Raw genomic sequence first — 17869 nt, forward strand, 5'->3', positions numbered from 1 at the left:
AACGCACAGTATATCAAACCTGAAACAAACAAAAACCTGAAACAACTTTTTTTAACTACTTTTGCAAAATGAATAAAAATCACCATTCCAATAATATACTTTCGAATTTAGGCATTGAAAGCCTGAACGAAATGCAAGAAGTTGCTCAGGATGCAATTTTGAACGATAATAATGTTTTACTGCTTTCACCAACAGGATCAGGAAAAACATTGGCTTTTTTGCTTCCGGTTTTAGAATTATTGCAACCCGAAATTCTTTCGGTTCAGTGTTTAATTTTAGTGCCTTCACGCGAATTAGGTTTGCAAATCGAGCAGGTTTGGAAAAAAATGGGAACGCAATACAAAGTAAATATCTGCTACGGCGGACATTCAATTGATACAGAAATCAAAAATTTAAGCAATCCACCTGCGGTTTTAATTGGAACTCCAGGCAGAATTGCAGATCATATCGACAGAGATACTTTTAGAACAGATAAAATTCAGACTTTAATTCTGGACGAATTTGACAAATCATTGCAATTGGGTTTTCATGAGCAAATGTCTTATATTATTGGGAAATTGACAAAACTGAACAAACGTGTTTTGGTTTCGGCAACTTCAGATATTGAGATTCCGAGATATACGCGAGTTATCAATCCAACGGTTTTAGATTTTATTCCTGAGGAAGAAGAAAAAGCAAATCTTTCGATGAAAATGGTGGTTTCGCCAGCCAAAGATAAATTAGGAAGTTTATTCAATTTACTTTGTTCGCTGAAATCAGAATCGGCTATTATATTTTGCAACCATCGCGACGCCGCAGAACGTATTAGTGATACCTTAAACGAAAAAGGAATTTATTCTACTTATTATCACGGCGGAATGGATCAGGAAGAACGGGAACGTGCTTTGATTCAGTTTAGAAATGGAAGTATGAGTTACTTAATTACAACAGATTTAGCGGCACGTGGACTGGATATTCCGGAAATGAAACACGTAATTCATTATCATTTGCCTTTAAAAGAAGATGAATTTACACATCGTAACGGTCGTACAGCACGTATGCAGGCTTCTGGAACGGCGTATATCATCATCCACGAAAGTGAAAAACAATTAGATTATATTGATTACGGAATGGATGTTTTGAATGTAGAAAACGCAACTACTTTGCCAAAACCACCTGAATACCAAACCATTTATATTAGTGGCGGAAAGAAAACAAAACTGAATAAAATTGATATTGTTGGTTTCTTTTCTCAAAAAGGAAAACTCGAAAAAGGCGATTTGGGTTTGATCGAAGTTAAAGATTTTATTTCGTTTGCAGCTGTAAAATACAATAAAGTAAAAGACTTGCTTAAAAACGTAAAAGACGAGAAAATGAAAGGGAAAAAGTTCAAAATTGAAGTTGCCCGCAAAGTTGTGAAGAAAGAAGAAGAGCGTTAAATTTTAAAAACAATCAGATTTTTTAATTAAAGGCACACGCTTTAGAGTTAAAATTTTGCGTATAATTTATTGATAATTAAAAAGTTGCAATATTTTTGCCTTAAGTTGAAATAAATTTAAACAAAAATCACAATTTAATGTTAATAAAAGAGTGTTTTTAGAAGTAATTTTTCATAATTTCGGCGTTTATTATAGTAGTACAAATTAACCCCAAATTCCGTTATGAAAAAGATTATTACCCTTGCCACTTTGTTCTTTAGTGTTGTTTCGTTTGCACAGATTAAGGTTCTTGAGACTGTTCCTGTTGAAAAATTAGGAAAAGTAAATAACAACTATATTCAAAAAATTGGAGATGAATATACTGTTTATTACACAAGTATTCAAAACGATGATGATTCTTCACCAATGAGAAAGTTTTCATTTAAAAATGTAAACAACGATTACAATAGCCTTTATAGTATTATCATGGGAGGCTTTACTGCAAGCCCTTTGTATGATATTAAATTAGAATTACCTAATAACTATATCTGGTTGCACTACACAGGAAGTGTTCTTCCTGAGAAAGCTACAGTTCAGTTTATGGTTTCAAGCAAAGAAGCTACTTCTGCAACAAGCAGTGTTTCTGAGCCATTCGTAAAAGATCAGATTAATAAATTATTCCAAAAATAATTTACTTCAAGTATAAAACTAAAAAAGGCTATTCAGATTTTGAATAGCCTTTTTTGTTTAGTTTCATGTTTCATGTTCTAAACCTTAGAATCTTAGAAACAAAAAACTTTGTTCCTTTGCAACTCTGAGCCTTTGAACCTCAAAAAAAACTATATCTTCTTCACGTACTGTGTTATAATTACAATCTGTTGTCCATCAACTTTTCCTTCAATATATTCAGCGTTTTCGTGATCCAGACGAATGTTACGTACAGCAGTTCCTTGTTTGGCCACCATGCTTGATCCTTTTACTTTAAGATCTTTAATTAAAACGACAGAATCTCCGTGTTCTAAAATTACACCATTACTATCGCGGTGAACCAGTTTGTTTTCATCATCTTCGCCTTCTCCGGTTGCTTGTGCCCATGCAAGAGTATCTTCGTCTAAATACATCATGTCCAATAATTCCTGTGGCCATCCTGCAGCGCGCATACGGCTTAACATTCTCCAGGCAACAACCTGTACAGCAACGTTTTCATTCCACATACTGTCGTTAAGACATCTCCAGTGATTTAAATCTACATTATCAGGGTTTTCAATTTGGTCAATACAAGTAGTACACGCAAGGATACTTTCATCAAGACCGCCTTTTTGAGTTGGTAATACCTGATATACTTTTAGGTTTTCTTCTGCTCCACAAAGTTCACATTTAGATCCGCTGCGTTTGTTTAATTCTCTTTCGATGCTCATTATTTCTGTTTGTTTAAAAATGCGAAATTACTTATAATTGCTTTCGCTTGCAAGTTTATGTTTTGGGATTGGATTAAAAAAAAATGCTTTCGCTCATGACGGATTAAAATCCGTCGCTACAAAATAAATCGTTCCTCCGGAACTTATTGAATAGAGAGCCCGAGGCTCGGAACATTTTGTAGCGACGGAATTTATTCTGTTGGATAATAAGTCAAATCGTATTTGAGGTAGGAACGGATCGTATAATTTATGCGTTTAGATTGGCTATTTCTTCACCCTAACAGCATCCGGAACCAGCATTTCATATTCACCGCCATTTCGTAATACATCACGAACAATACTGGAGCTTATAAATGAAGTACTTGCAGCGGTTAATAAAAAGACAGTTTCTATTTTAGAAAGTTTTCTGTTGGTGTGTGCAATGGCTTTTTCGAATTCGAAATCGGCAGGGTTGCGTAAACCTCTTAATATGAAATTGGCTTTTAGTTTTTTGGCTAAATCAATCGTTAAACCTTCATAAGTGATAACCGAAATTTTAGGCTCGTCTTTGAAGGTTTCTTCTATAAAACGCTTTCTTTCTTCGAGTGAAAACATGTATTTTTTTTCGGCATTAACACCAATTGCGATTACGATTTCATCAAAAAGGGAAATCCCTCGTTTGATAATATCTTCATGACCAAGTGTAATGGGATCAAATGATCCGGGGAATATGGCTTTTCTCATTTTTTTAAGGTTCAGAGGTTCAAAGTTGCAAAGGCTCAAAGATGATTAAATAAAATTAAAATGCTTTGAAGCTTTGTTGTTGGAATTTGGAATTTGAATTTTGGAATTTATTCTAAGTTATTCTGAGTGTTTTTATCGCAGGAACCCATTCCTCTTTTTTGCAGACTTTGCATGCGGAAGTTCCGGGTTTTTGTTCTTCGGTATGGCCACAAAAAGTGCAGGCATGAATACCATCGGTTGCAATAATTTTGCTTTTTTTATTGAATGCAGCTGGCAAAATTGGCAAGCCAAATTGTACATCTTTATCTTCATAAAAAAATACACTTACTTCTCCGCTGGTTTCTATAAAAGCATGTTTTACCTGGCCTAAATGTTCGATGGATCGTATACGAAGTTCTGAGAAAAATTCATCCTGTGCCAAAGTTTCTTTTTTGAAACTCGATATAGAAAATTTTCCGTCCTGGATTAAACATTCGGTTTTTCCTTCTATAAATTCTTCAAATTTTTTACTTTTTCCGGTAAGCCAGGTTACGGCACGGTATAAAATAATGATTGTCAAGAAAACAATTGCTGCGGGTACAATTCCGACATCTTCATAAAACATTGGGTCGCCGGCTGCCGATCCAAGTGCGATAATAATTACAGTTTCGAAAATAGATAATTGTTTTACACCTCTTTTACCTGCTAATTTTAGCGTAAGCAGTAAAATAGTAAACATTACAGTTGAACGAAATATTACTTCCAAAATAAAAATTTCGGGAAGCTTGTTAAAAAAAAGTCTATTCCATTCAAAGATTTCTTTCATTTTTTTAAGATGCTAAGGTTCTGAGATTCTAAGTTACTAAGTTTTTTGTGTAGAAAGCAAAGTTTTAAAAAACAAAGGTGCTAAAATCTTAGAATCTTAGCACCTTAGTATCTTAGCATCTTTTAAGCAAGCGCTAACTCAATTGCATTGGTGAACAAATCTTCAAGAGAAATTCCGGCTGCTTTGGCTTGTTGCGGAATCAAACTTTCGGTTGTTAAACCCGGAATTGTGTTCATTTCAAGCATATAAGGTTCGTTGTCTACAATAATGAATTCGCTTCTTGAGAATCCTTTCATTTTTAAAACTTCGTAAGCACGTTTGGCAGTTTCACCCACTTTTTGTGTTAGTTCGTCTGAAATTCTTGCTGGAGTGATTTCTTGTGATTTTCCTTCATATTTTGCTTCGTAATCAAAGAAATCATTGTCTGAAACGATTTCTGTGATTGGTAAAACTTTAATTTCTCCTTTGTAATTGATTACGCCTACGGAAACTTCTGTTCCGTCAAGGAAACTTTCTATGATGATTTCGTTGTCTTCTTTATAAGCCACTTCAATTGCAATTGGCAATTCGGCAGCGGTTTTTACTTTTGAGATTCCGAAACTTGAACCGGCTTTGTTTGGTTTTACGAAACATGGTAAACCTACTTTTTTAACGATTTCGTCAGTATTGATAACGTCACCTTTATTTAGGTAATAAGAAATTGCCGTTTTGATTCCGTATGGTTTTAAAACCGATAGTAAATCACGTTTGTTGAATGTAAGCGCCGATTGGTAATAATCGCATGATGATTGTGGAATTCCCAATAATTCAAAATACGCCTGCATTAATCCGTCTTCGCCCGGAGTTCCGTGGATGGCATTGAAAACACAGTCAAAAGTGATTTTTTTTCCGTCTACGGTAACAGAGAAATCATTTCTGTCGATTGGAAATTCAGCATCGTTTTCGTCTACATAAACCCATTTTTCTTTAAAAATATGAATACGGAATCCGTTGTATTTTGTTTTGTCAAGATATTGGTGTACTACGTTTCCTGAGATAAGTGAGATTTTATATTCGCTTGAATATCCGCCCATTATAATGGCTATGTTTTTCATTGATTTGATGTTTAATCGTTTATTTGTTTAACTGTGTATTTGTTTTTTTGCCACGAATTGCACTAATTTTCTCGAATTTGTTTTGTTCGTTTCTCTTAAAAAGAAAACGTCTTATGAAACCTAAAGCCCTAGCCCTGATGGGAGCGGCATCCTTTTTCTGGCTTCTTTAGCCAGGAAAAGATACAGCGGACAGCAGGAAACAGCTCCTAACTCTTCGACTCCGCTCAGAGTGACATATGAAATTCCAAATTCCAATTTTTTTAATATTGGTAATATAGTATTACTAGTATTATTAATATTACTTAAAACAAAATTATCATTTTTTTTGAAACGAAATAGCTTTATCTTTGCGACAACTAAAAATAAATTTATGAGTTTACGTAAGTATTTAACTAGCCGTGTGTTTTTTTTACAAGTATTGGGTGCGGCTGCAATTATTGCCGTTTTAGGCTATTTGTTTATGCATTGGCTGACTTTTACAACTGATCACGGACATGAAATTACGGTTCCGAATTTGTCTAAATTGACGGAGGAGCAAGTAGAATCAAAATTGGATGAATTAGACCTTGATTATGTGCTTTTGGATAGTGTTGATTACCGAAGCGGATTTCCTAAATACAGTGTTGTTGAGCAAGATCCGTTGCCGGGAACGAAAGTAAAAGTAGGTCGAAAAATATATATTAAAATCAATGCTTCCGGTTTTTCTTCTGTTAGAATTCCGGATTTAATCGAAAAAACGTATCGTGAAGCGGTTCCTACTTTGAAAGCTTTAGGGCTTGAAGAGGGAACGATTACTTATATTCCGAACTTAGGAAAAGATATGGTTTTGGAGATGCGTTATAAAGGAAGAAACTTAAAAGTTGGAGATCGTGTATTGAAAGCTTCTAAAATTGATTTGGTTTTAGGAGACGGAAAAGCGACTTATGTAGATGAAAGTCAGGCGACAGATAGTACAGCAGTGCCTGCAGAAACCCCACAAGATGAACAATAATATTGAAAATTTAGATCTGGAAGACGAATTATTCGAACATTTTAGATTTGAGGTACCTAAAGGTCAGGCGCTTTTGCGTATTGACAAATATTTAATGAATTTGATTCAGAATGCGACCCGAAATAAAATTCAGAACGCCGCAACTGAAGGAAACATTTTTGTAAATGATATTCCGGTAAAGTCAAATTATAAGGTTAAACCTTTTGATGTCGTGACAGTTATGTTATCGCATCCGCCGTTTGAAAACCATATTCTGCCGGAAGATCTTCCGTTGAATATTGTTTATGAAGACGATGCTCTTTTGCTGATTAATAAAGAACCGGGAATGGTTGTGCATCCGGGTCACGGAAATTATACGGGAACTTTGGTTAATGCTTTGGCGCATCATTTTGATAATTTGCCAATGAATAGCAGCGAACGCCCGGGATTGGTTCATAGAATTGATAAGGATACATCCGGACTTTTGGTGGTTGCCAAAACGGAAGCCGCAATGACGCATTTAGCAAAGCAGTTTGAAGCTAAAACTTCTGAACGTGAATATATTGCCCTTGTTTGGGGAAATGTTGCCGAAGAGGAAGGAACGATTGAAGGAAACCTTGCCAGACATTTAAAAGACCGCATGCAAATGGCTGTTTTTGCTGATCCTGAAATTGGTAAACCTGCAATTACGCATTATAAGGTTATAGAACGCTTTGGTTATGTAACTTTGATTTCTTGCAGGTTAGAAACCGGAAGAACGCACCAAATTCGTGCGCATATGAAACATATTGGGCATCCGTTATTTAATGACGAGCGTTACGGAGGACATTTGATTTTAAAAGGAACTACGTTTACAAAATACAAACAGTTTATTGAAAATTGTTTTAAAGCGTTGCCACGTCAGGCTTTGCATGCTAAAACGCTTGGTTTTGTACATCCAAATACAGGCGAAATGATGCGTTTTGATACTGAATTACCTCAGGATTTTCAGGATTGTATTGAGAAATGGCGCAACTACGGAAAGTCGCATAATATTGAAGATGAAGAGAATTAATTAGATAATTTGTCAATTTGTTATATACTAAAAAAGCTCCTTGTGGAGCTTTTTTTTTGAACTTATTTTTTACCATTAAGATATTAAGTTAGTTAAGTTTAAAAGGCTTCATTTTCTTACTCTTAAAAGAGAAAATTAAGTGCAGCATGCTTAATCACCTTAATATCTTAATGGTAAAAATCATAAAGTTTTAATTGTCAAATCAACTATTTTGGCTTCTCCGTTTGTTATAAATCCCACCTTTCCTTTTTGGCTCAAATTGCTTTTTTCGAGTGAACATTCTAATATAGTTTCGTTATCAACGGAATAGAATAATTGATTATTTACCACTCTTATTTTTACAGCGTACCATTTGTTATTTTCTAATTTTAATACTTTTTTAAATAAAGTTGGTCCGCCTCGTTTATTATATTCATCACTTCCTTTTTTGTAAGTGCCTTTTCTAATTACGATATTTTGATCAATTTTATAAAGATAAGTTCTGATGTAATTTCCTTTATCGATGTTTAGCATGACTTCAAATAAAGATTCTTTTGTCATGTTTACTTTAAAATTGATTTCATAGTTTTCCGGAAGTTGTTTTTTAGACTCTATAACGCCCCAATGCATTGGTCCTCCGGATCCTGTTAAAGTATCACTTGCAAGAATCCATTCTTTGGAATTAAAATTCCATTCTGATTTAAGTTTTGAGGTATTTGTTATTTTATATTGTTTTTCTGCGGTTGAAATTGTGCTTGCACATGAAGAAATTAATAATGCTATTGTTATTAATAAGAGGTATTTAAAATTCATTTATGTGTTTTTAATTCAATTCTGAATGGTATTTTATTTTTCCGATTGATCCTGTCGGAGTAGGAATAAGTTCAAAAACAGAAGTAGGAGCGAGGCCTTGTTCTATACGATGTGAAACGTATAAAATACTCACGTTTGTTTCTTGTTTTATAGTGTTGATAAGCTGAATTACTAAATCTACATTTTCATCGTCCAGACCTTCTACAGGTTCGTCGAGAATTAATAATGGCGGATGTTTTAAAACGGCACGAACAATTAACGCAACTCTTTGCTGCCCGATGGAAAGATCGATGAAACGTTTTTTTCTTAAATGTGTCATTTCAATTACTTCAAGCCATTGCGAAACAATTTGTTTTTGATGCGTGGTTGGTTCAATGTAAAGTCCGATAGAATCGAAAAATCCGGAGAGAATCATTTCTTCTAAAGTGTGACTTTTTTGAAACAAATCCGTCATTGAAGTGGCGAAAATCCCAATTTGCTTTTTGATATCCCAAACGCTTTCACCGCTTCCTTTTTTTCTTCCAAATAAAAATAAATCCTGGCCAAAACCTTTTGGATTATCGCCCGTTATTAAAGATAAAATGGTGCTTTTTCCGGAACCGTTCGGACCAATTAATTGCCAGAATTCGCCTTGTTTTATGGTCCAGGAAATGTTGTCGACGATTTTTCGTTCGTCATAACTTACAGAAACATTTTCTAGTTTTATTAATACACTTTCGTGGAAGGAATGCGTTTCTGTGGCTTTTGGAATTGCAGCTGTATTTAAGGTTTTAAAGTGGCTTTCGGTTTTTGAAATGGGATGTAGTTCAAATGTATTGTCCTTGATCTGGGCTTTATTCGGAACAAAATTTAATACGTCTGTAACACGATTTACAATTTGAATAATAGCAATAATATTGGATAAATCTTTTAACGATTCTGCCAAAATTACTCGCGAAGCCTGATCTAAATGATCAAAAGGATTGTCGAAAATAATGAAATCAGGTTTTTGATTGATACAGTATTTTAAAAACTCTTTCTTACGCTCTCCAGAAGAAAAAGTGCGTAATTGCCTGTGTGATTCCGGAGAAGCTTCAACAGAATCGTATTGGTATTCTTTTTCGATGAATTTTTCAATCGCAATATCAGAAAACAAAATTCCTTTTTGATTGTTAAAAACGGCTAATTCTCCTTTTACTTCGCCTGAAAGTATTGTTTCTATAAAGGCTTTTTTATTTACCAGATTTGATAAAAGTATATCCCAATGCTGCATTTTAAATATTTATTTATGTCGACATAGATAATTATATTTTTGCCACAGATTTCACAGATTAGAATGATTAATCTTTTAATTTGTGGCAAATAAATTTTAAAGATTATCTACGCTTTAAATGTTTTTTAGTTTATTTTGTTTCTTGTGTAAACATGTCGCGATCGTTTCTCGACCATTCGCTCCATGATCCCACATAAAGTTTTGGAATTTCAATTCCCGCATAATCCATTGCTAATAAAGTATGGCAGGCAGTAACACCTGAACCACAATGTACGATTACATTTTCTGGTTTTATATCGCCTAAAATTTCAGTATATTTTTCAGCTAAAACTTCAGGTGATTTGTAAAAACCATCTTCGTTTAAATTTTCACTAAACGGAACATTAATTGCGCCCGGAATATGTCCGGCGATTAAATCTAATGGTTCTGTTAAGCCATCAAAACGATTTTTATCTCTTACGTCAATTACGATATTTTGACTATTATTTCGGGCTTTTTCGACGTCTTCAATATCGGCAACTGCCAAATTCCATTTTGTCACAGGATATTTTTCAGTTGGTTCAAAATTTTCAATTTCAGAACTTGTCTCAAAACCAATTTTTATTGCAGACTGGAAACCTCCATTCAAAACCTGAACTTTTTCATGCTTAATTGATTTTAGCATCCACCAAAATCTGGCTGCGGCATTCGATCCGTTTTTGTCATCATAAATAATAATGTGGCTTTGAGGTGAAATTCCGAGTTGTGAAAGTACTTCTGCAAATTTTTCTAATGATGGCAAAGGATGCCTTCCGCCATTTGCAGGATTTTTTTCTACAGCAGCCAAATCTTTATTCAAATCGATATAGCGAGCACTTTTTAAATGTTCGGTTCTATAATTTTCTTCGGCATTTGCGCCGGCTCGTGCATCAATTAAAACAACTTCGGATGAATCTTTTAGATTTAAAAGTTCTTCGGGATTTATGATAGGAGAAAGTTTCATTTGGTATGGGTTTGTTTTTGGTATTGCTCAAATAAAAATTACCGATGTTTTTTATTAATCAGGGATTTTTTCGATCAATATTTCATATTCAGCCTTATCAAAATAAGTACAGGTCATGGCGATAATATCCACTCTCCATTTTGCGATTCCGCATTGTGCTGCGTGATTACAAAAAGTAAGATAATCTGTTTGACCGTTCTGGTGCATTACCAAAAATTCGATAAAACGTTCTTTATTAGCAACAGCTTCAACTTTAATTTCAGGATATTTTTCGTCTGCACTAACATTGTAATTGTTAACGCCGTAATATTCAACATGACCATCATTTACGAATGTATCGTAGCCTAAAACACCTAAAATAATTAAGTCTTGTATATAGTTTGGAAAATCGGCTCCGCTTTTTACTTTGGCATGCGCTTCTTTTATTTGTTCGATTGTAAACATGATATTTTAGTTTTTAGATTAGTAAGTGTAGTTTTTCTGCCACGACCCGAGCGATAGCGAACAGGCGAAGCAATTCACGAATTTTATTCATAAATTAATTAAAAATAATTCGTGAATTCGTGGCGAAAAAAAATAAAATTATTGTTTCAAAAATACAATTAATGGTTTTATAAATTGATCGAAAGATTCAATATGTGGTAAATGCCCTGTATTTGGAACTTCTATTAATTTTGAATTCGGGATTGTCTTTTGTGTTTTTTTACCTAATTCGGCATAATTCCCCATTGTTTTTCTAACTTCTTCAGATACAAATTGTTTTCCGATTGCGGTTTTATCTCTTGTTCCGATGATTAATAAAGTAGGACTTTTGATGTTTTTGAATTCGTACACAACAGGCTGTGTAAAAATCATATCGTACATCAATGCCGAATTCCACGCCACCCGGTCGTAATTTGGTGCCGATGTCCAGCCCGCGCTAAGTTCTGCCCATTTCTGGAAATCTGCATTCCATTTTCCGTCATAATAATTCGCCATTTGGTATTTTTTGATAGCTTCGTAATTTTGTTTTAATTCGCTTTCGTACCAAGAATCTATGGTTTGATAAGGAACAACGAGTTTCCAGTCTTCTAAACCAATTGGGTTTTCCAATACTAATTTTTCAGCTGTTTCAGGATACATCAAAGTAAATCTTGTGGCTAGCATTCCGCCCATCGAATGCCCTAGAATTGTTATTTTTTCAATTCCCAAATGATCTAATAATTTCTTGGTGTTTTGGGCAAATTGCTGAAAACTATACTGATAAGTTTCTGGTTTTGTCGATTTTCCAAAACCAATCTGATCGGGAACAATAACACGAAAACCTTCTTTTGTCAGGGCTTTTATCGTTGTTTCCCAATAAGCTCCATTGAAATTTTTTCCGTGTAGCAAAACGATATTTTTGTTGTTGTAATTATCGGGTTTAATATCCATATACGCCATTTTTAAAAGCTGGCGCTGATTGCTCAATTCTAAAAACTGAACAGGAAAAGGATATTCATAATTGGTTAAATTAATGTCAAGTGCTTTTATATTTTCTTTCTGCGAAAAACAAAGAAAGGGAAGGAGAAGAATTATAAATTTCAGATTTTTCATTTCAGTTTAGTGTTGGTTTGCATTAACTATAAAATTAAAGTTTACCATTTTAAAAGCAAAACTTAAAATCTTAAAGTTATCAGAAAATAACAATTTTGCATTATGCCATAACCGACCGTCTGGACACAAATATTATAAATCAATTTTAAACACAAATTGCACGAATTTGCACAAATTCTAATAGTTAGCTTAGTTTGTGAAATTAATTTCACAAACTAAAATTAGTGACAATTCGTGCAATTTGTGTTTGCTTTTTATGCTTTATATCCAGACGCTATGCCATAACGGCAATAATGTTTAAGGCAACTTCGCCTAATTTTTGATCACCAATAATTTCTACTTTTTGTTTTGCATCATCCGGCGTTATTCCTTTTGAGAATAAAAGCCAGGCATCGTCAGGATTTATTTTAATAATGGCAGTTGGCTTTTCTTCAAAGGATTCAATAAATTCCCATTGTTTTTCTTTTTTAATAATACTCCATTCACCTCCAATTTCAGTCTTTACAATCAAGGTTACAATTGTGTCTTTTTGTGCCGAAACATCTCGATAAGTGTGAGGCAAAGCATACATGAAAGTGCTGATAAACGGATAGAATAATTCTTTGGTAAAAAGTGCCTGTTTGCCAACAGCATTTCGAATTTGTTGTTGATGCAGAAATTTTTCGGTGTATTCCCGGGCAATATGAAACCAGTTTAATGAAGTTTCTTCGCCAGCCCAATCGACTGAAAAGATGGCATCGTCAAAAGGATCTAATGTTTTTAAATGAGCCGAATATTGTTTCCCGGTACTTTCTAATAATTCAATTATAACATTCGGACTAAGTCGTTTTGTAGCGTTTGTCCAGGTCATATTGAGCTGATTTAAAAAGTCGACCAGATCACTGTATGAATTAATATTTTCAGGCTTTTCTCCAAAATAATGATCTCTTGAAAAAGATAAACCTCTCAGGTTTCCGTCAAGTAAATGTGAAGCAATATCTTTTACTATCCATTTTTTTGCAACAGTTCTGGCATTCCATTCATCTTCGGTTAATGATTTTAAAAGTTGAATTAACAAATCATCAAGAATAGAAAAAAGAGGTAAGGTTTTTATCGGAACAATTTCAGAAGATTTCATAAACTAATTCGCTTTTGATGTTTTTATGTCGTTATTTTTAAGTGTTACAACTTGTTGCGGATACGGAATATTAATATCAGATTCATCAAAACGTTTTTTAATACTTTGCAATAAATCGCAATACATCACAAAACCATCTGTAGAATTTTTGGCCCATGCCCATGCTTTTAAGGTTACGCTCGAATCTGCTAGAGCGACAACGCGCGCTACAACCAAAGGTGTTTTTTGTTTCTTGTTTTCGGCTGTTCTGGTATCGATAAAAAGAGGATGTTTTGCAATTTCATCTTTCATGATTTCCAATGCTTTGTCAATATCTGATTCGTAACCAATACCAATTTCTATGATTTTACAGCATTTAGTATCGTGCATATTCGTGTTTACAATAATCTGATTGCTAATGACGGAATTGGGAATAATGATCCGGTTGTTTTCGGCATCTTTTAAAACAACTTGTCTCAGGTTTATATCTTCAACCGTACCCACAAAATTGTTGATGGTGATTTTATCGTTGATTCGGAAAGGTTTAAAAATCACCAGAAAAATGCCGCTTACAATATTGCTTAAAGCTTGTTGAGAAGCAAGACCGGCGACTAAGGAAATCATTCCCGCTCCGGCCAGAAAAGAATGCCCAATGATTTTAAATTCAGGAATTTGAATTAAAGCAAAAGCAAATCCCAGAATATAAATTACGGTAATAATTAAGTGTTTTAAAAACTTAAAACCAGTGGCATCATATTCTTTATTGCTTTGTTTTCGATACAAAAAATAGCGAAGTACTTTATCTGTTACTGCGCCCAAAACAATGGTTGTAAGAGCTATTATCGCAATGAAAAAGCCAATTCTAAAGTCTTTTGTAAAATCGATCATGCGCTTTAAGTTTTGTTAAAATTCTAAAAAGTTAGAAAAGCTAATTTACGAAGTTTTCCAGCTATTAGCGTAATTGTTGTGTAAAGTATTGCAAGACTTTTGCTTTAAAAAATATTTTTTTTGCTGGTTTTAGAATTATAATTAATTGATAATTAGCGTGGTAAAGCAGGATAGGACAGGATGGTCTCTTTTGAGCTTATAAGTAAATTAGTTATACTAACATATAACCAAAATTTATGAAAAAAAGTAACCAACCATTTAAGTTTTTACTTAAATTATTTATGATCTTCGGATTTATTAACAGTTTCGTTAATCTGCAGGCTCAAACATTAGCTTTTCCTGAAGCTACTGGTTTTGGGCGATTTACAACAGGAGCAAGAGGGGCTGCAAATCCTCAAATTTATTTGGTAACCAATTTAAACGACAGCGGTCCGGGTTCGTTTCGTGATGCCGTTAGTCAGGAAGGACGATTTGTGATTTTTAAGGTTGGAGGTATTGTAAACTTGCAAACTCAGATTGTTGTGGCAAGTAATACGACGATTGCGGGACAAACTGCAACAGGCGAGGGAATTGTTTTTTTAGGACCAAGAGTAACTTTTACAGGAGCCAATAATACGATTGCCAGATACCTTAGAATTCGGTATGGCGGAACTGCCCAAAATCAGGATGCATCGGGACTTGCAAATGGCGCCAATATGATTTTTGATCACATGACTTTTACCTGGGGAACCGATGAAGTTTTTTCGATAAACTGGGATAGTAAAGGGGTGAGTCCCGATAATATTACGATTCAGAATTCTATTATTGGTCAGGGATTGCATCGTCATAATCATTCGGCGGGAGGATTAATACAGCCTTCGGGCGGAAAAATAAGTTTGATTGGAAATTTATATATCTGCAATAAAACACGAAATAATAAAATTAAGGGAATTAATGAGTTTGTAAATAATGTGGTTTACAATTGGGGAAATTATGGTAATACATACGGACATACTGAATCTGGTGATGCTTATATTATGGGAGGAGATTCTGCAGGAAGTTCTGATGTAAACATTATCAACAATTACTTTATTGGCGGACCAAATACAAGCAATTCACTTTCAACACCTTTTAACCGCGGTAACAATAATTTCTCCTTATACGGATCCGGAAATTACTTCGATAACAATAAAGATGGGGTTTTAAACGGAACTTTGGTTCCCGCAGATTTAACCGGATATCCTACAGGTGATATTTCTACGATATTATCAACTCCCTATGATTATCCAATGAAGAACACTACTTTAAGCGCTCAGGATGCTTATAATAAAATAGTTTCAGATGTTGGGGCTTCTTATCCAAGACGTGACCAGGTTGATGATTTAATGATTTCTGATTTGATGTCGAAAGGAACAACGGCAACTTATGTTTATGTTCAAACAGATTTGACGACCCAATTTGGATTTATTAACGGCGGTGCAGGTCATGTTTACGGGGCTCCGGCTCCTTTGGATACTGACAATGACGGAATGCCGGATGCCTGGGAAGATGCAAATGGATTGAATAAAAACCTTGCCGATGCTTTATTGGTTAGTACATCGCAGGCGCCTTATCTGAATATTGAAGTTTACATTAACGGATTAACGAATGAAACACCATCCTCTTTTATTATTCCGCCATCGAATATTAATTTTACCAATGTAGAATCGACAGAAATTCCGGTGGCCAGTTCTTTAACAGTTAACTGGATTGATGGAACTACAAATGAAGATCATTATGTTGTGGAGCGCTCAATAAATGGCACAGATTTTATAGTAATTGCTACATTAGGTGCTAATATTACAAGTTATAACGATACGGGTTTAGTGCCAAATACTACCTATTATTATCGTGTTAAAGCAACAAACAGTACTGAATCATCAGTTTATGAAACTACATCATTAACTACACCGCCAATTCCGTTAGCACCAACTAAGGCAACAGCTCCAAATCCGGATTCGGGATTTATTAATGCTGAATTGTCGGGCGGTAACTTGACTTTAAAATGGAGTGGGAGTTCAAATACAGTAAACTATGCTGTATATTTTGGCACAGATTCTTTAAACTTAACCAAATTAGGAGATGTTGCTTATACTGCAAATCCATCTTATCAGGTTACGGGTTTAAATTTGGCAGTAAATTATTATTGGAGAATCGATGCCGTAAATGATAAAGGAACAGCAACGGGCGATGTGTGGAGTTTTCGCGCACTTACACCGGGTATTGTTGGTCATTGGCCGTTTAAAGAAACTGTTTCTCAGGGAGAACAAATTACGGATATTACATCTTATACCAATCATGGCACTTTGGATGTTGCTTTTGATAATGCCAATGTAAGAGTGAGCGGAAAAGCAAATAATGCGATTGATTTTGCAACATCGACAAATGATAAAGTTATGGTGAGGATTCCAAATCAGGATCATTTATTGTTTGATAAAAGTTCGTTTACGATTTCATTTTGGATGAAAGCGGCTCCGGCTTTATTGCCAGGTTCTTCGGCGACGAGTATTTATGTTTTGTGCAAAGGTTCGTTTACCAAAAACACAACAACAGGAGCAACCGGCAGAAGATATAATATAGAAATAAAGGGCGGACTCTTGCGTTTTGCGATTGATGATGATAAAACGAAAAAAGAAGTAACAACAGCCGCAGCCAAATATTTTACAGACGATTGGGTAAATGTTGTTATTATGAGAGATGTTCTTGCTCATAAAATGAGAATTTATACCAATGGCGTATTTTCTGCTGAATTGGATGAATCTGCCGTAACCGGAATTTCTGAAGAAACGGATTTAATAATTGGAAATATCGGAGAATTGGAACTTGCATCAGGAACTGCGCCCGCGCCTTACAAGGGGCAATTTGATGAACTTCAGATATTTAATTATCCTTTAAATGCCACTGAAGTATTGGGATTGTTTAATCAGGAATTTTTAAGTACCGAAAAATTTAGCCAGCATAAAAATGCAGGAATTGTATATCCAAATCCCGTGAAAGACCAAATTTTCATTAATATTCCGGATCATGCATCGTCTTATGCAACGGCAACTTTGAGCGATATGACAGGGAAAATTATTCTGAAAGAAAAAATTACTTCTGATGGAAACGGACTTTTTGCTTTGAATATTTCGAATAGAAAAATAGCAGGAATGTATGTTTTGAATGTTTCTTCGGAAGATTTAAACAGAACTTTTAAAATTGTGGCAGAATAAGAATGAAATAAAAATCTGTTAACATAGCCAACGGTTTCAACCGTTGGAGCGCAATATATTTCTACAATCTGGAATAATTAAGATCAAAAAAATCCAAAAACATAATTGAGGTTATGTTTTTGGATTTTAAATTTTATTTATTTTTAAAGTCCAACAAAATCATCACTTTTCGGGAAAATACTTAAAGCTTCGATAGCAATTTCCGGCGTTGGAGAAGCTAATTTACGCAATTTCGTATCCATCCACGCACCATCAACAGTAATTACGGCACAAAGTGTATCGTCTTCTTTTCTAAATTCGTGAATGATAGACCAGCGCGAAGCATCGGCTTTCATTTTTGATGTTTTAGTATGAATGAATATTTTGTCAGAAAGTTTTAATTCTTTTCTAAAAACACATTCTTCTCTAAATAAAACAGGACCAAAACCCTGCGTTTGCATTACTCTTAAAGTTAAGCCTAATTCTTCCAGGATTTCGATACGATGCTGTGCACCAAAATCGTAATAAGCACTGTGACGAACATGAAAATTAGGGTCAAGATCTGACCAGCGAAAAGATATTTGTTTAATAAATGAAGCCATTTTTTATTTATA

Annotated in this window: 17 protein-coding genes; 5 read left to right on the top strand and 12 right to left on the bottom strand. The window is 34.5% G+C overall.

Annotation, left to right across the window (positions count from 1 at the left end):
• Window positions 1-68 precede the first annotated feature (68 nt).
• Window positions 69-1418, top strand: coding sequence for a DEAD/DEAH box helicase (locus AC4FQ3_RS20850; RefSeq protein ID WP_042564277.1), 1350 nt, complete (start codon window positions 69-71; stop codon window positions 1416-1418).
• A 222-nt stretch (window positions 1419-1640) separates the two neighbouring features.
• Window positions 1641-2087 carry a hypothetical protein gene (locus tag AC4FQ3_RS20855; protein WP_042564278.1) on the top strand — a complete coding sequence of 149 codons (447 nt, stop codon included), beginning with the start codon at window positions 1641-1643 and terminating at the stop codon, window positions 2085-2087.
• A 149-nt stretch (window positions 2088-2236) separates the two neighbouring features.
• Here AC4FQ3_RS20855 and AC4FQ3_RS20860 read toward each other — a convergent pair whose 3' ends face one another.
• The 4 genes from AC4FQ3_RS20860 to AC4FQ3_RS20875 form a co-directional block, all read right to left on the bottom strand.
• Window positions 2237-2815 (bottom strand): PhnA domain-containing protein, encoded by a 579-nt coding sequence (locus tag AC4FQ3_RS20860; RefSeq protein WP_042564279.1) that lies wholly within the window; start codon window positions 2813-2815, stop codon window positions 2237-2239.
• Window positions 2816-3079: 264 nt separating this feature from the next.
• On the bottom strand, window positions 3080-3538 hold the full coding sequence (gene coaD, locus AC4FQ3_RS20865; RefSeq protein WP_491183142.1) for a pantetheine-phosphate adenylyltransferase: 459 nt from the start codon (window positions 3536-3538) through the stop codon (window positions 3080-3082).
• Between the two features lie 112 nt (window positions 3539-3650).
• Window positions 3651-4343, bottom strand: coding sequence for a DUF421 domain-containing protein (locus AC4FQ3_RS20870; RefSeq protein ID WP_491183143.1), 693 nt, complete (start codon window positions 4341-4343; stop codon window positions 3651-3653).
• Window positions 4344-4465: 122 nt separating this feature from the next.
• Window positions 4466-5437, bottom strand: coding sequence for a D-alanine--D-alanine ligase (locus AC4FQ3_RS20875; protein ID WP_491183144.1), 972 nt, complete (start codon window positions 5435-5437; stop codon window positions 4466-4468).
• A gap of 370 nt (window positions 5438-5807) precedes the next feature.
• Here AC4FQ3_RS20875 and AC4FQ3_RS20880 point away from each other — a divergent pair, with 370 nt between their 5' ends.
• Both AC4FQ3_RS20880 and AC4FQ3_RS20885 read left to right on the top strand, forming a co-directional pair.
• On the top strand, window positions 5808-6428 hold the full coding sequence (locus AC4FQ3_RS20880) for a PASTA domain-containing protein (protein ID WP_042564283.1): 621 nt from the start codon (window positions 5808-5810) through the stop codon (window positions 6426-6428).
• Complete coding sequence (locus AC4FQ3_RS20885; protein ID WP_491183145.1) at window positions 6418-7461, top strand: RluA family pseudouridine synthase; 1044 nt, start codon at window positions 6418-6420, stop codon at window positions 7459-7461. The genes AC4FQ3_RS20880 and AC4FQ3_RS20885 overlap by 11 nt, the downstream gene beginning before the upstream one ends.
• A 180-nt stretch (window positions 7462-7641) precedes the next feature.
• Here AC4FQ3_RS20885 and AC4FQ3_RS20890 read toward each other — a convergent pair whose 3' ends face one another.
• The 7 genes from AC4FQ3_RS20890 to AC4FQ3_RS20920 all read right to left on the bottom strand — a co-directional run bounded on the left by AC4FQ3_RS20890 (window position 7642) and on the right by AC4FQ3_RS20920 (window position 14046).
• The gene (locus tag AC4FQ3_RS20890) at window positions 7642-8253 is read right to left on the bottom strand and encodes a hypothetical protein (RefSeq protein WP_491183146.1); all 612 of its coding nucleotides are present in this window, start codon (window positions 8251-8253) and stop codon (window positions 7642-7644) included.
• 10 nt (window positions 8254-8263) lie between these two features.
• Window positions 8264-9505, bottom strand: coding sequence for an ABC transporter ATP-binding protein (locus AC4FQ3_RS20895; protein ID WP_491183147.1), 1242 nt, complete (start codon window positions 9503-9505; stop codon window positions 8264-8266).
• Between the two features lie 130 nt (window positions 9506-9635).
• Window positions 9636-10487, bottom strand: a complete 852-nt coding sequence (locus AC4FQ3_RS20900) for a sulfurtransferase (RefSeq protein ID WP_491183148.1) — start codon at window positions 10485-10487, stop codon at window positions 9636-9638.
• 54 nt (window positions 10488-10541) lie between these two features.
• Entirely contained in the window at window positions 10542-10931 is a 390-nt protein-coding gene (locus AC4FQ3_RS20905) for a DUF1398 domain-containing protein (RefSeq protein ID WP_042564287.1), read from the bottom strand.
• 138 nt (window positions 10932-11069) lie between these two features.
• The gene (locus tag AC4FQ3_RS20910) at window positions 11070-12062 is read right to left on the bottom strand and encodes an alpha/beta fold hydrolase (protein ID WP_491183149.1); all 993 of its coding nucleotides are present in this window, start codon (window positions 12060-12062) and stop codon (window positions 11070-11072) included.
• Window positions 12063-12336: 274 nt separating this feature from the next.
• Complete coding sequence (locus tag AC4FQ3_RS20915; protein ID WP_491183150.1) at window positions 12337-13179, bottom strand: maleylpyruvate isomerase N-terminal domain-containing protein; 843 nt, start codon at window positions 13177-13179, stop codon at window positions 12337-12339.
• A gap of 3 nt (window positions 13180-13182) precedes the next feature.
• Complete coding sequence (locus AC4FQ3_RS20920) at window positions 13183-14046, bottom strand: mechanosensitive ion channel family protein (protein ID WP_491183151.1); 864 nt, start codon at window positions 14044-14046, stop codon at window positions 13183-13185.
• Between the two features lie 236 nt (window positions 14047-14282).
• Between AC4FQ3_RS20920 and AC4FQ3_RS20925 the strand changes: the two genes are divergently transcribed.
• Window positions 14283-17276: a LamG-like jellyroll fold domain-containing protein gene (locus AC4FQ3_RS20925; protein ID WP_491183152.1), complete on the top strand. Its 2994-nt coding sequence runs from the start codon at window positions 14283-14285 to the stop codon at window positions 17274-17276.
• A 143-nt stretch (window positions 17277-17419) separates the two neighbouring features.
• Here the strand turns inward: AC4FQ3_RS20925 and AC4FQ3_RS20930 are convergent, their stop codons facing one another.
• On the bottom strand, window positions 17420-17857 hold the full coding sequence (locus AC4FQ3_RS20930; protein WP_463461546.1) for an acyl-CoA thioesterase: 438 nt from the start codon (window positions 17855-17857) through the stop codon (window positions 17420-17422).
• Between the last annotated feature and the right edge of the window lie 12 nt (window positions 17858-17869).

The sequence above is a fragment of the Flavobacterium sp. AK-345 genome, assembly GCF_058310175.1.